Source organism: Deinococcus soli (ex Cha et al. 2016) (assembly GCF_001007995.1).
Lineage (GTDB): Bacteria > Deinococcota > Deinococci > Deinococcales > Deinococcaceae > Deinococcus > Deinococcus soli.
This window is the reverse complement of the sequence record NZ_CP011389.1, coordinates 1404945-1417700: the sequence shown is the minus strand read 5'-3', so window position 1 is coordinate 1417700 and position 12756 is coordinate 1404945. Positions and strand designations below refer to the sequence as shown.

Here is a 12756-nt window from a genome sequence, read left to right as displayed (position 1 = left end):
CACGGCGGTGACCGTGCGGTACGCCCGCGCCCAGCCCGGTTCAGGCGTTTTTATGCGGCGCCGCGTCACGCGCGGTCCCCGGTCAGCCACGCCAGCAGCCGCGACGGCCAGTCCACCCGGTCCGAGCGGCTCGCGCGGCCCGGCACCAGCCGCAGGTACCCGGCCAATGGGGCCTCCGGGTCGCTGCCCAGCAGGTCGGCGTCCAGTTCGGCCAGCAGCGCCGCCAGGGCACCCGGCAGGTCCGCGGCGGCGACCGGCGGCCCGACGCGCACGTAGCCTTCCGGGAACTGCGCGCCGCGCAGCACCACCCGCAGCGCCACCGGCACCAGCGGCACCCCGGCATGCCGCGCGATCCACGCCGCGCCCGGCTGCACGCCCCGCAGCGGCCCCGCCGGGTGCAGTTCGCCCTCCGGGAAGATCACCAGCCAGCCCGTGCGGGCGCGGCGCACCCCGGCCCGCACCTCGTCCGCGCGCAGCGCCCCCACCCGCCGCAGGAACGGAAAGCGGGCCAGCTGCCGCCCCGTCATCAGCACGCTGAACGGCTGCCCGCACGCCAGGGCCACCTCGCGCAGCACGTACCCGTCCCACCAGCTGTGATGGTTCGGGGCCAGTACCGCCCCGCCGCCGGGCAGCGGGCCGCGCACCCACACGCCGCCCAGCCCGCCGCGCACGCTGCGGCGGATGCTCAGGGACAGCAGCCCGGTCGCCCAGGCGTGCCGCGCCGTGCTGTCAGGGGCGGTCAAAGCGCGTCACCCGCCGCGCCAGCCACAGGCCCCCCAGCATCGCCGCCAGCGTCACCCCGGCCTCTGCGAACCGGCCCACCAGCACCAGCCCGCCCGGCAGGAAGAACGCCTCGATGGGGTACACCACGCGGAAATCCGCGCCCCGCGCCGCGCGGCCCGGCAGCAGACTCAGGCTCGGCCCCCGGTGGGTCGGGAAGTCCCGCGCCTGCCACGGCAGCGCCCACGCCCACTCCTCCCGCCGCAGCCCGAACAGGCGCGGGGCGAGGCCCGTGAACACCCACGAGATCAGCCACCCCACCCCCCACCAGCCCAGGAAGTTCTGCACCGGCGCGCCCGCCCACAGCGGCAGCGGATCACTCCAGAGCCAGTAACGCTGCGCGGTCATCAGCGGCTCCAGGCCCACGTCCCACAGCAGCATCAGGAACCCCGCCAGCCAGGGCCGCCCGCCCGACAGGCTCGTGGCGGTCAGCGTCAGCGCGAACCAGCCCAGCGGCACGATCAGCGGCACGCCCAGCAGCAGCGGCCCCGGCGCGGTCGCGTACGAGTACAGCCCGAACGGAATCCCGGTGCGGCTCCCCAGCACCTCCACGCCCAGGCCCAGCACGAACGCCACCAGCGCCATGACACCCGCCTTCCAGGCGTTCTCCCGCTCCCACACGAACAGCAGCGCTGCCACGAACAGCGCGCCCGTACTCGCCAGCCCCAGCACGGGGAAGCCCTCCGGCCACAGCGGCACCGGAATCTTCAGCGCCACGTACAACGCCACGAACCACATCCACGGGCGCGTCACCGCCAGCAGCCCCGCGAACCGCGCCGCCAGCACCCCCGCGAAGTCGCGGCCCAGCGCGTCCCCCGCCAGCGCCAGCACGCCCGACAGCGGCAGCCCCAGCCCAATCAGCGCCCAGCCCGCCGCCAGATCCGCCAGGACCAGCAGCGCCCCCAGGAACGCCACACCCAGCGCCGCGAAGCCCAGCCCAGCGCGCCACACGGTGGGGGAGAAGCTCACGCCTGCGCCGCCTGTAGGGCCGCGAAGTACGCGCGGGTCGCCTCTGACACGTCATCCGGCAGGGCCGCCAGGGGCCACCAGCGCACCTGTGCCGCGTCATCCGAGGCGCGCGGCTCCCCACCTGAAAAGTCGGCCGTGAACACGTGCGTCTCCCACGCCACCACCTTCCCGTCCGGGTACGTGTACCGGTGCGGGAACACGCCCAGGACCCGCAGTGCCCCCACGGTCAGGCCCGTCTCCTCCCGCAGTTCCCGCCGCGCCGTGTCCTCCGGCGACTCCCTGGCGTCCGCCCCGCCACCCGGCACGTCCCACCGCCCGGTGTCGCTCCGCCGGATGAGCAGGACGTCCCCGCCGTCCACGACGGCGATGCCCGCCCCCATGCGGCGCCGGAGCGCCGGTGATCGCCACGCCCGGAGCGTCCTCAGCAGCCAGCCCTCGTGGCTCATGCCTACTTCCACCGCCGGCGCGTCAGATCTTTCACGAGAACCTGCGCGGCGTTGCGGCCGGACGCGCCCATGATGCCGCCGCCGGGGTGGGTGCTGGCCCCCGTGAGGTAGAGGCCCTGCACGCCGGGCCAGCGGTACTGGCTGGCTTTCATCCACGGGCGGAAGGAGAACATCTGATCGAAGCTCATCTCGAGGTGCATGACGTTCCCGCGGTGCAGGCCGAGGTTCGTCTCCAGCCACTGCGGGGTCTGGACGAGTTCCCCGACGATGGTGTCGCGGGTGCCGGGCGCGTAGTGCTCGAAGGCGTTGAGGATGTTCTCGCGCGCCTCGGCGGTGCGGGTTTCCCAGGAGCCGCTGCTGAGTTCGTAGGGGTAGTACTGCGCCCACAGCCACAGCACGTCCCCGCCCGGAGGGGCCAGGGAGTCGTCCACGGCGCTGAAGCTCATGGCGATCAGTGGCGGGTCACTGGTGGGTTCGCCCGCGAGGTACTCGCCGTACCCCTTCATGAGCTGCTGCTCGTTCCTGATCAGGAGGCCCAGGCCGACGCGGCTGTCGGGTTCGGTGTGGTTGCGGTACTTGACCTTCTCGCTCAGGGCGAGGCGGAGGATCATCCCGAAGCCGTTCCCGACCCGCACCTGCCGCGCGGCGGGCGGGACGTACTCGTCGGGCAGCGCGCCCGCCGTGGTGAGGACGTGCGCGCCGGACACGACGGCCCGCGCGGTGTACGTCTCGCCATTCTCCAGTCGGACGCCCTGCGCCTTCCCGTCCTTGACGAGGATGTCCTTCACGGGCGCGTTCACGAACACCTGCCCGCCGTCGGATTCGATGGCGCGCTTCAGGGCTTTCGTCAGGCCGCCGCTGCCGCCCTTGGGCCGCGCCACGCCGCCCTCGTGGTACAGCGGGTGCCACAGCAGAAAAGGCGCGCTCAGGGGATCGCTGGGGGGCGGTCCGCTCTGCGCGGCCATCCACACCAGCGGGGCGCGCACCCGCTCCTCGGTGAAGTACTCCCGCGCCACGTCCCCGTACGGGCGCAGGATGCGGGGCAGCTGCTCCATCCAGTCCTTGCCCTTCCCGCTGGACACGACCATCTTCCCCATGTCCAGTGGCCCCGGCGCGGAGTTGAACAGGTCCGCCACGGAGCGCGCGAACGGCGTCCAGTCGTCCAGGAATTTCGTGTACGCCTCGCCCTGACCGGGAAACAGGGCGTCGAGCTCCCGCGCGGTGCGGTTCGCGTCGCGGTGGATGAACCACGGCGTCTCCCCGTCCGACGCGTGGAACATCGGGTCCACGTCCAGGTAATGCAGGCCGTGCCGGGTGAGTTCCAGTTCGCGCACCACGGGCGTCATGCGGATCAGGATGTGCGCGCTCCCGCCGTAATCGAAACGGTACCCCGGCACGAGTTCCTCGGTGCTCACGGCCCCGCCGACGATGTGCCGCCGCTCGAACACGCCCACGCGTAGGCCCGCCTTCGCGGCGTACGCGGCGGTCACCAGCGCGTTGTGGCCCGCGCCCATCACGATCACGTCGAAATCCGGCATCCCGCGCAGTCTCGCACGCCACCCCGCCCCCGGAGCGTCACCCCGCACGCAGAAGCGGCCCGCCCCCCACCGGGAACGGGCCGCGCCGCAGAGACGGTCAGGGCAGTTGCACGGTCTTCCCGTTCGTGAACGTCACCGTCACCTGCGGATCGCTCGTCGCCGCGCCCGAGACGGTGCAACTGGCGATCCGGTCGCCCCCCACCACGTTCTCCAGCGGGCACGGCCCGTCGCGCAGCGTGCCGCCCGACTGCGCCGCGATCACCATGGTGTACGCCGACATGGCTGCCGCCCGCTCACCCGCTGCGCTGGCCCGCTCACGCGCCCCCAGCAGGCCCGGAAGCACCACCGCCGCCAGGAGGCCCACCAGAACGACGTTCAGCACCGCGTGACCGGCGATCAGGCCGATCTTCACCCCGGCCTCCAGATCGGGGCGGAAGTGCTGCGCGGCCCGCCGGGCGTACGCCTGCCCGAAGTGCACCAGCATGATCACGAAACCCACCAGCGGCAGCACCCCGAACACGGGAGCGGTCGTCAGGCCCACCAGAAACGCCCCCGTCAGGTTCAGCATCAGCAGGATGCCGATCCAGCCGACGTGCCAGCCCACCAGCCCGATGTACGTGAAGCCCGCGCCGGGCAGCAGCACGTTCAGCAGGTACCCTACGGCGAGGTTCGGGGCTTTGCGGGGCGTGGGCGCGGCGGTCGGGCGGATGGTGTCTTCAGGCCAGGTCATGCCGCCACGCTAGAGGCGACAGGCGTGCCGCGCTGCCTCAGGTGACCGCGCCCCCGGCAGGTGCATGATGGATCATGACCTCCTTCACGGTTCGCCGCCTGGACCCGGATGACGCCGCCGCCCTGGTGCAGGTCGCGCAGCACGAGACCGACTTCACGGGCGAGCCGCCCAGCCCACCCCTGACCCCGGATGCCGCCCACGCGTACCTGAGCGACCCGGGCGTCTGGCACTGGCACGCCGAGGACGCGGGCGGCAACCCGGTGGGCTTCCTGATGGCGTACGTGCACCGCCGCCGTCACGGCGAGCCGCTGGACGTGATGTTCGAGGAGATCGGCGTGCGCCGGTCCTGGCGGCGGCGGGGCGTGGGCCGCGCCCTGGTGGACGCCCTGCACGCCCAGATGCGCGAGCAGGGCATCGGCAGCGTGTGGGTCGCGGTGGACGGTGAGGAGGCGCGGGCATTCTACGAGGCCTGCGGGTACGAACTCGACGAGTTGCAGGGCGTGATCCTCAGCCGGGATGTGCAGACCGACACACCCGCCTGACGCGGCCGGCGTACGCTGCGGGCAGGAGGCAGTCATGGGTCTGATGATGCTGGGTGTGTTCGTGCCGCTGCTCGCCGTGATGTTCGTCGCCGCTCGCCGCCAGGACCGCGTGAACCGCGCCATGAAAGACATCGGCGAGGGCGAGGACGCCGGGTGCGTCGGCCCGCAGGTGGGCTGCCCGACCTGAATTGAGGTCGAGGGTCCAAGGGTCGAACGTCTGAGGCGTGCGTACTGGATAGCCCTTAGCCCTTCAGACCGTTCGACCCTCAGACCTCTTCCGGCCAGCCGAAGACGGCATCGCCGGGCGCGGGCCAGTGGACAGGGAGGTCGTCCGTGTGGCCGTCGATGCGGCGGATCGGGACGAGACCGGTGCCGCTGCCGCACAGCCACGCGCGGGTGACGTGGCCGAGGTCGCGGGTGTGGATGGGCCGCGTGTCGTGCGTGCGGCCCATCAGGTACGCGGCGCGGGTGACGGACGGGAGGCCCCCTTCGGGCACGACGAGGGCCCCGCCGATCTCCAGCAGCGGGGAGGTGCGGCTGCCGTCCACGACGTGCCCGCGCGCGTCCTGCAGCCAGCCTTCGAAGTGCGGGTGGGCCTGCGTGGCGGCGAGGCGGTACGGGAGGTAGTTCCCGGTCTTGTGCGCGCCGAGCTGCGGGTGGATCTGCAAGTCGGTGACGCGTACCGTGACCCCCTGATCCGGGCGTGGGCCGGGCGTGAGGGGCCGGTGCATGTGCAGGGTGCCGTGGGGCGTGACGGTGACGCGCAGCAGGCCCCAGGGGTGCGCCTCCAGCGGGGGTGGAGCGGGGTCCGGGTGGGGGAGACCCAGGAACGCGCAGGTGGCCCTCAGCCGCTTCAGGTGCGCGGCCCACAGCAGCGGCTGCCCGTATCGGGTGCGGACGGTGGTGAAGGCGGTCGCGCCGTGCAGCCACGCGGGGTCGTTCCAGGCGGCGGGTATTTCTGTCACGGCTGCGGCCATTCCTGGCTCAGGCGCAGCCAGTTGCCCAGCAGGGTGCGTCCGGCGGGACTCAGGACGCTTTCCGGGTGGAACTGCACGCCCCACGCGGGCTGCCCGGGGACGGCCAGGGCCATGACCTCGCCGTCCTGGCTGGTCGCGGTGACCAGCCCGGCGGGCAGGCCGCGCACGACCAGCGAGTGGTAGCGGCCGAACGGCGCGTCCTGAGGGACACCCTGGAACAGGTCGGTGCCGCGGTGCCGGGCGTACTCGGGGCGGCCGTGGACGGGACGTGCGCGTTCCACCCGCCCGCCGAGCACCTGCCCGAGCGCCTGATGCCCCAGGCACACGCCCAGCAGCGGGATGCGCCGGTCCAGGCACGAGCGGGTCAGGGCCAGGGTGACGCCGCTGGTGTCGGGCGTGCCGGGGCCGGGGCCGATGAGCACGGCGTCGGGCAGCGTGCCGAGCAGGTCGTCCAGGCGCTCGTGCTGCCCGCGCATGTCCACCTGTGCGCCCAGCGCGAGCAGGTCGTGCGCGAGGTTCCACGTGAACGAATCGCGGTTGTCCAGCAGCAGCACCCGCGCGCCCGTGTGGGACGTGGCGGGCGGTGGCGCCCAGGGCGTGCCGGGCACCGGGGGTTGCGGCGGCTGCGCGGGGCGGCCCGGGACGCCCGCCAGGACGCTCAGGAGCGCCTGGGCCTTGTGTACGGTCTCCTGAGCCTCGCGGGTGGGGTCGGCGTCGATGACGGTGCCGCCGCCCGCGCGGACCTCCACCGTCCAGCCGGCCTCCGTGCGGGTGAAGGCCGCGGTGCGGATCAGGATGTTCACGTCCACCAGCGGCCCGCTCACGATGCCCAGCCCGCCGGTATACCAGCCGCGCGGGCCGGGTTCCAGGTCGCGGGTGACCTCCATCACGCGTTCCTTCGGCGCGCCGGTGATCGTCCCGCCGGGGAAGGTGGCGGCCAGCACGTCCCGCAGCGTCACGCCGACCCGCGCCCGGGCCTGGACCTCGGACACGAGGTGCATCACGTGGCTGTACCGCTCGACGAGCATCAGGTCCGGCACGGTCACGCTGCCCGGCGCGGCCACACGGCCCAGGTCGTGCCGCACGAGGTCCACCAGCATGGTGTGCTCCGCGACCTCCTTCGGGCTGGCGCGCAGTTCCGCTTCGAACGCCGCGTCCTCGGCGGGCGTGTCGCCGCGGCGGCGGGTCCCGGCGATGGGCCGAGCACTCAGGTCGTCCCCGGCCCAGCGGACCAGCCGCTCCGGACTGCACGACACCACGACCTCCTCCCCCAGGTCCGCGAAGGCCATGAACGGACTGGGGTTCACCTCCCGCAGGCGCAGGTACGCGGCCAGCGGGTCGCCCTGCGCGGCCGCCTGCACGCCGCGCGAGAGGTTCACCTGATACACCTCGCCCGCGCGGATCAGCTCCTGCACAGCCCGCACGCCCGCCGGGTAATCCACATCGTCCGCGCCGAACGCACCCACGCTCAGGGTCGGTTCCGGCGGCAGCGGCGCGCCCAGCAGCGCCGCCCAGTCCAGATGCGGCTCGCCCACCACGCTCAGGGTGCCCGTCACGCGGTCCCACACGAGGCCCGACGGGTACTCGCCCCACCACATCGCCTCGCCTCGGGGCGCGTGAGCGGCCAGCCCGAAGCTCCGGGCCGCCTCGTACTTCAGGCCGCCCAGCCACGCCGGGAACAGTGCGTCGCCCGCAGGCCGCGCAGGCAGATCGTGCGTGACCCGCACGGGCGCGGCACTCAGGAACGACCGCGCCCCGTACGCCACGACCGGCCCCAGCGACTCCAGCAGCACCACGCCCGGCAGGCCCGCCGCGCGCACCCGCCGCAGCACCTCCGCCGGACTGAGCATGGGCAGGGCAGGGGAGAGGGTCGGGCTCGCGTTCACGCGCCGGATTCTAGAGCAGTTCTCCGAATTCCAGCATCAGGAAGACGGACTCCTGAAGCTTCCATTCTCCGTCCTGCTCGATAAAATTCACTCGCTTCGCTCGGCCATAAAGGTGCGTCCTTTATGGCAAATGCTTGAGCGGGCGGTCTCCCAGATCAGGCGGCCCCGCGTGCACCGCGACCTTTGCCGCCAGGGTGCGGTAGAAGTCCGGCTGGTGCAGGTACGCCAGATGATCCGACCGCACCAGCCCGGACAGTGGGAAGGCCGTGTCGTGCGCGCCGGGCGCGATGCCCTGGGCGCGGAAGCTCAGCAGGTCCGTGTACGCCCACACGTTCCAGAAGTACCCCAGCCGCCCGCCCGCGTGGGGATCGGGGTGCGGGCCGCCCAGCGTGAAGCCCAGCTCGTGGAACGCGCCCACCTGACTGCCGCACGCGCACCAGAAGTCCACCCGCACCGCCGCGCCGTCCGGATCGGCGGGCAGGAACGCGTGCAGCGCGTCGAAGATCAGCTGCCCGCCCATCGAGTGCGTCAGGACCACCAGCGGCTCACTCGAGTGGGTGCGGGCCGCGTGCGCCGCGCGCAGCCCGGCCAGGACCCGCTGCGGGATCGGCCCCGGGTGCTCGGGCGTGCCGCGTCCGTTCAGGTAGGCCAGGACGTCGCCCATGAACAGCGGCACGAACGCCTCCAGCGGGCGGCGGACCTCCTGCATGGTGCGCTTCACGTTCCGCCGCCGCGCCCGCATCAATCCGGGCGGCAGGTGCGGTTCCAGTCGCCGCGCCGGGGTGGGCAGGCGCGCCTGCACCGCCGCGTCCAGCACGCCCCAGCGTTCGGCGGGCGGCAGGTCCGCCAGCAGCGCCCGCACCCGCGCGTCGCGTGCCACGCCCCACGCCACGCGGATCACGCCCGGCCACTCCGCGACTGGGTGCGCGGCGCGCAGGCGGCGTTCCAGCGCCTCGCCCAGCGCGTCCCCGTCCAGCGTCAGCGGGTCGGTTTCCGGGGCGACCTCGCGCTCGCGCGCCGCGCGGAACTGCCCGCCCTGCGTGAAGTGCGCGCCCAGGTCCCCCCAGTACACCCGCTCGACATGCACCGACTCCGGCGCGTCCGGGTTCAGGCCAGGCGCCACGTGCTCGCGCAGCAGGCGCTGCACGCCCGGCCAGTCCACGCCCTGCGTCGCGCGGTGCAGGTCCTCCCAGCCCAGGTCGCCCTCCTCGCGGACGGCCACGCCATGCACGAACAGAACCGGCATGCCGCCCATGCTACCGGTATCCTGGCGCATGGCCCCCAACACGGCAGTGAACGCGCTTCAGGACGGCAAGCGGCGGCAGGCGCAGGCCCTGCTCGGGAGCGGCGAGGTCTGGCTGATCGCCGCGCGCGAGTCCGGCGTGCGCCCGGAACCGGCCCTGACGCTCGTGGCGGGCGTGGACGTCACCTGGGACAGTCTCTTCCTGCTGACCCGCACCGAGGCGGTGGCGATCGTGGGCCGGTTCGACGCGGACGCCGTGCCGCCCGGCTGGACCGTGCACGGCTACGACGCCGACCTGCGCGCCCTGCTGCGCGCCGAGGTGACCCGCCTGGGCGCGCGGCGGGTGCTGCTGAACATCAGCGAGGACGACCCGCTGTGCGACGGCCTGACGGCGGGCCTGGAACGCCGGGTGCGCGGCTGGCTGGCCTCCGGTGACGATCTGCCTGCGCTGGAGTGGGACAGCGCCGCGCCGCTGCTGGGGCAGCTCCGGTCGGTCAAGACGCCCGGGGAACACGCCGCGATCCGGGGGGCGGTGGATCTGGCCGAGGCGCACCTGCGCGAGATGGCGGCCGCCGCCCGCCCCGGCTGGACCGAGCGGGACGTCGCGGCGTTCCTGCACGGCCTGTGCCGCCGCGACGGCGCCGAGCCCTCCTGGGGCTGGGACGCCTGCCCGAACGTACACATCGGCCCGGACAGCCGACCCTCGCACGCGCCGCCCGGCGACCACGCCCTGCGCCCCGGCGCGCTGCTGCACATCGACTACGGCGTGCGCCTGGCCCACGGGTACTGCTCGGACATCCAGCGGGTGTACCGCCTGCCCGACGGCACCCCGGTGCCCGGGGAGGTGCAGGCCGCCTTCCGCGCCTGCTGGCAGGCCATCCAGGCGGGGGCGGACGCCCTGCGCCCCGGCACGCCCGGCCACGCGGTGGACGCCGCCGCCCGCGCCGCGCTGGTCGCCGCTGGGTACCCCGAGTACCAGCACGCGCTGGGCCACGGCCTGGGCCGCGCCACGCACGACGGCGGCACCCTCCTCGGGCCGCGCTGGCCCCGCTACGGGCAGACCGTCGAGGGACCCGTGCGCGAGGACGAGGTGTACACCCTGGAACTGGGCGTGATGGTGCCCGGGCACGGCTTCATCGGGCTGGAGGAGGACGTGGTCGTCCGCGACGGCCCACCGCAGTGGTTGTCCGACCGGCAGGACGACCTGAAGACCCTGGGGTGACATGGACTCGGGTTGAAATGTTTGCAAAAACGTTCAACCCGAGCAGACTCGGAGAACTGCGCAGCAGAGCAAGCAGGCGAGAAGCGGGTTCCGGGCGTGGAGTTGACCGATCGGTGATGTTCCGATCTGTTAACGCGACAGACGGAATCCGTATGAGCCCTGGCGGGGCGGTGATTACCTGGGGGGCGCGCCGGGCAGGTCCACCGGGCGGACCGGGACCGGCTCGCCGAAGCGGGCGTACTTGCGGCCCCGCGTGGGATCACCGCGCCCGCACAGGACCGTCACGGTCGGCAGGCCGTGCACGTTCACCTCGGCAATCGCCAGCCGACCCGTGTCGTACGCCCCCAGGTCCAGGTACAGGTGGCGGCCCAGGCGGCAGGGGATCGGGACGGGCGTGTGCCCGTGCACCGAGTACGTGACGCCCTCGGGCAGCGGGAAGGGCCCCTCGAAGGGCCGCAGCCACAGCGCCGCCGACAGCGGGTTCGGGTGCTGCGGGTGCTTGACGGGCGGCGCGGCGTGCGACACGAGCACGCTTGGGTGCGCCGGCGGGTGGTCGTGGAGCTCGCCGTCGGCCGTGACGTACACGACGCGGCGCAGGACGCCCAGGTACTCCTCGAGCAGCGGGGGGAATTTCTCCAGGGTCAGGCTGCCCAGCTCGGCGCGGACCGTCTCGCCCCCGGCGCGCATCCACCACTGGAAGCCCTCCATGGCGCGGCGGTAGTCGCCGAGGTCGTGCGTGCCGAGGTACTGGCGGTAGTACTTCACGCCCTCCTGCATCATGCGCTCGTGGTTGCCCATCAGCAGCGTGGCGCGCCCGGCGCGGTGCAGGTCCATCAGGGTCTCCACGACCGGCATGGAGCGCGGCCCGCGGTCGATCGCGTCGCCCAGGCACAGGTAGTGGGCGTCCGGGTACTGGTGCAGCGCGGCGCGCAGCAGGTCCGGCCGGCCGTGCAGGTCCGGGATGATCAGCACCTGGCGGGTCAAGCGCGACCCCCGGCGGGGCTGTCGTCATGCTCGTCACTGAAGTCCAGCAGGGTCTGCTTACTGCGTTCACGCAGCTGCCGCGCGGCGTCCGCGTCGGGCGTGAAGGTCACGTGGCCGCCTTCAAGGGTCACGCGGTACCCGGCGCCGTCGGTGGCCCCGGGGAGCCATTCGGCGGGCAGCTGGTAGGTGCGGCCCCGGCTGTCCTCCACGTCAGCGAGGCCCGCGTCCTCGTCCAGCACGTCGATGACCAGCAGTTCAGGCGGCACGTTCATGCGGGGCAGTCTAGCGCCTGCACCTTCCGGCGGACGACCCGCGCCGGGGGCGTCGGTGTAGGGTGCGCTTCATGATCACGAGGCGCGCGGTCCTGCGGTCCCTGCTGGGCGGGGGCGGCGCCCTGGCGCTGGGTGGCGGGGCGGGCGTGGCGCAGGGATACCGCTTCGGCGTGACCCGCCACGCCCGCGCCCTGCCGGGGTTGCGCTCGCCGCTGCGCGCCGCGTTCCTGACGGACCTGCACCACGGTCTGTTCATCGGGGAAGGCAGCGTGGCGGCGTGGGTGGACGCCGCGAACGACCTGCGCGCGGATGTGGTCCTGCTCGGGGGCGATCTGCTCGACGCTCGGCTGAACGAGATGCCGCCCGGGCTGCTGCGGCAGCTGGCGCGGCTGCGGGCGCCGCTGGGGACGTTCTCGGTGTGGGGCAACCACGACTACGGGAGTTTCGGACGGTACGCCAGCCGTCATTACGGCCCGGTCCGGGCGGACTGGGCGGCGCGCCGCGAACGCTTCGCGGGGCAGCTGGCAGGCGCGGGCGTGACGGTCCTGCGCGATGAGGGGCGGTCCCTGCGCGCCGACCTGTGGGTGGGCGGCACGGACGACCTGTGGTTCGGGCAGCCGGATGCGGCGGCGGCGCTGTCCGGGGCGGGCGCGCGGGCGACGCTGCTCGTCACGCATAACCCGGACCTGCTGCCCGCGCTGCCACGCCCGGTGGGACTGGTGCTGTGTGGGCACACGCACGGCGGACAGGTGCGGCTGCCGGTGGTGGGTGCGTTACAGGTTCCCAGTGCTTTCGGGCAGCGCTACGCGATGGGCTGGGTGACGGGCGCGCACGACACCTCCGCGTACGTGAGTCGGGGTCTGGGCCTGAGCGGGCTGCCCGTGCGGAACCTGTGTGAGCCGGAGATCGCGCTGTTCCAGCTGTCACCCGCCTGACCACGCGGGGTCCGGCGGGGGCTTGCAGGACGCGCCATTTTGTGTATGGCAGCGCTTCCAAGTCGTCGCTCCGGCGCGTGCCCCCACTGCGCGGGTGAGTGACTGCGGCCGCCCGGTGACGCGAGCCCATTGCGCAGATGACATGAACGGCTGTCATTTGTTGCCGGTTTTCGCTCAAACCATGCACTTTGGTCGGAAAATGATGCGGGCCACCTTTAGACCCGTTATAAAC

Annotated in this window: 14 protein-coding genes; 4 read left to right on the top strand and 10 right to left on the bottom strand. The window is 73.2% G+C overall.

Annotated features, from left to right (window positions below):
• Positions 1 to 65 precede the first annotated feature (65 nt).
• The 5 genes from SY84_RS07010 to SY84_RS06990 form a co-directional block, all read right to left on the bottom strand.
• Entirely contained in the window at positions 66 to 743 is a 678-nt protein-coding gene (locus tag SY84_RS07010; RefSeq protein WP_245621425.1) for a lysophospholipid acyltransferase family protein, read from the bottom strand.
• Entirely contained in the window at positions 730 to 1749 is a 1020-nt protein-coding gene (locus SY84_RS07005) for a carotenoid biosynthesis protein (protein ID WP_046843420.1), read from the bottom strand. Before SY84_RS07005 ends, SY84_RS07010 begins: the two co-directional genes overlap by 14 nt.
• Positions 1746 to 2195 (bottom strand): NUDIX domain-containing protein, encoded by a 450-nt coding sequence (locus tag SY84_RS07000; RefSeq protein WP_245621424.1) that lies wholly within the window; start codon positions 2193 to 2195, stop codon positions 1746 to 1748. The genes SY84_RS07005 and SY84_RS07000 overlap by 4 nt, the downstream gene beginning before the upstream one ends.
• Positions 2196 to 2197: 2 nt before the next feature.
• Complete coding sequence (locus SY84_RS06995) at positions 2198 to 3733, bottom strand: phytoene desaturase family protein (RefSeq protein ID WP_046843418.1); 1536 nt, start codon at positions 3731 to 3733, stop codon at positions 2198 to 2200.
• 97 nt (positions 3734 to 3830) lie between these two features.
• Positions 3831 to 4463, bottom strand: coding sequence for a hypothetical protein (locus SY84_RS06990; RefSeq protein ID WP_046843417.1), 633 nt, complete (start codon positions 4461 to 4463; stop codon positions 3831 to 3833).
• Between the two features lie 74 nt (positions 4464 to 4537).
• Between SY84_RS06990 and SY84_RS06985 the strand changes: the two genes are divergently transcribed.
• Together SY84_RS06985 and SY84_RS16715 are read left to right on the top strand one after the other, a co-directional pair.
• Positions 4538 to 5005, top strand: a complete 468-nt coding sequence (locus SY84_RS06985; RefSeq protein WP_046843416.1) for a GNAT family N-acetyltransferase — start codon at positions 4538 to 4540, stop codon at positions 5003 to 5005.
• A 34-nt stretch (positions 5006 to 5039) separates the two neighbouring features.
• A complete protein-coding gene (locus SY84_RS16715) occupies positions 5040 to 5192 on the top strand; it encodes a hypothetical protein (protein WP_168927153.1) in 153 nt (50 codons plus the stop codon).
• Positions 5193 to 5271: 79 nt separating this feature from the next.
• Here SY84_RS16715 and SY84_RS06980 read toward each other — a convergent pair whose 3' ends face one another.
• The 3 genes from SY84_RS06980 to SY84_RS16640 form a co-directional block, all read right to left on the bottom strand.
• Positions 5272 to 5982 (bottom strand): aminotransferase class IV, encoded by a 711-nt coding sequence (locus SY84_RS06980; protein ID WP_046843415.1) that lies wholly within the window; start codon positions 5980 to 5982, stop codon positions 5272 to 5274.
• Entirely contained in the window at positions 5967 to 7832 is a 1866-nt protein-coding gene (locus tag SY84_RS06975; protein WP_046845011.1) for a chorismate-binding protein, read from the bottom strand. The genes SY84_RS06980 and SY84_RS06975 overlap by 16 nt, the downstream gene beginning before the upstream one ends.
• A gap of 157 nt (positions 7833 to 7989) precedes the next feature.
• On the bottom strand, positions 7990 to 9114 hold the full coding sequence (locus SY84_RS16640) for a hypothetical protein (protein ID WP_046843414.1): 1125 nt from the start codon (positions 9112 to 9114) through the stop codon (positions 7990 to 7992).
• Positions 9115 to 9142: 28 nt separating this feature from the next.
• On the opposite strand from SY84_RS16640, the gene SY84_RS06965 reads away from it, so the two are divergent.
• Positions 9143 to 10333 carry a M24 family metallopeptidase gene (locus SY84_RS06965; RefSeq protein ID WP_046843413.1) on the top strand — a complete coding sequence of 397 codons (1191 nt, stop codon included), beginning with the start codon at positions 9143 to 9145 and terminating at the stop codon, positions 10331 to 10333.
• Between the two features lie 174 nt (positions 10334 to 10507).
• Here SY84_RS06965 and SY84_RS06960 read toward each other — a convergent pair whose 3' ends face one another.
• Together SY84_RS06960 and SY84_RS06955 are read right to left on the bottom strand one after the other, a co-directional pair.
• Positions 10508 to 11317: a metallophosphoesterase gene (locus tag SY84_RS06960; RefSeq protein WP_046843412.1), complete on the bottom strand. Its 810-nt coding sequence runs from the start codon at positions 11315 to 11317 to the stop codon at positions 10508 to 10510.
• Complete coding sequence (locus SY84_RS06955; RefSeq protein WP_046843411.1) at positions 11314 to 11589, bottom strand: hypothetical protein; 276 nt, start codon at positions 11587 to 11589, stop codon at positions 11314 to 11316. The genes SY84_RS06960 and SY84_RS06955 overlap by 4 nt, the downstream gene beginning before the upstream one ends.
• A 71-nt stretch (positions 11590 to 11660) precedes the next feature.
• On the opposite strand from SY84_RS06955, the gene SY84_RS06950 reads away from it, so the two are divergent.
• Positions 11661 to 12524 carry a metallophosphoesterase gene (locus tag SY84_RS06950; protein WP_046843410.1) on the top strand — a complete coding sequence of 288 codons (864 nt, stop codon included), beginning with the start codon at positions 11661 to 11663 and terminating at the stop codon, positions 12522 to 12524.
• The last annotated feature ends 232 nt before the right edge of the window (positions 12525 to 12756 follow it).

Coding starts and splice junctions, on each gene's coding strand:
- SY84_RS16640 (WP_046843414.1), bottom strand. CDS start 9,114: ATGCCGGTTCTGTTCGTGCATGGCGTGGCCGTCCGCGAGGAGGGCGAC.
- SY84_RS06985 (WP_046843416.1), top strand. CDS start 4,538: ATGACCTCCTTCACGGTTCGCCGCCTGGACCCGGATGACGCCGCCGCC.
- SY84_RS06965 (WP_046843413.1), top strand. CDS start 9,143: ATGGCCCCCAACACGGCAGTGAACGCGCTTCAGGACGGCAAGCGGCGG.
- SY84_RS06955 (WP_046843411.1), bottom strand. CDS start 11,589: ATGAACGTGCCGCCTGAACTGCTGGTCATCGACGTGCTGGACGAGGAC.
- SY84_RS06975 (WP_046845011.1), bottom strand. CDS start 7,832: ATGCTCAGTCCGGCGGAGGTGCTGCGGCGGGTGCGCGCGGCGGGCCTG.
- SY84_RS06980 (WP_046843415.1), bottom strand. CDS start 5,982: ATGGCCGCAGCCGTGACAGAAATACCCGCCGCCTGGAACGACCCCGCG.
- SY84_RS06950 (WP_046843410.1), top strand. CDS start 11,661: ATGATCACGAGGCGCGCGGTCCTGCGGTCCCTGCTGGGCGGGGGCGGC.
- SY84_RS06995 (WP_046843418.1), bottom strand. CDS start 3,733: ATGCCGGATTTCGACGTGATCGTGATGGGCGCGGGCCACAACGCGCTG.
- SY84_RS16715 (WP_168927153.1), top strand. CDS start 5,040: ATGGGTCTGATGATGCTGGGTGTGTTCGTGCCGCTGCTCGCCGTGATG.
- SY84_RS06990 (WP_046843417.1), bottom strand. CDS start 4,463: ATGACCTGGCCTGAAGACACCATCCGCCCGACCGCCGCGCCCACGCCC.
- SY84_RS07000 (WP_245621424.1), bottom strand. CDS start 2,195: ATGAGCCACGAGGGCTGGCTGCTGAGGACGCTCCGGGCGTGGCGATCA.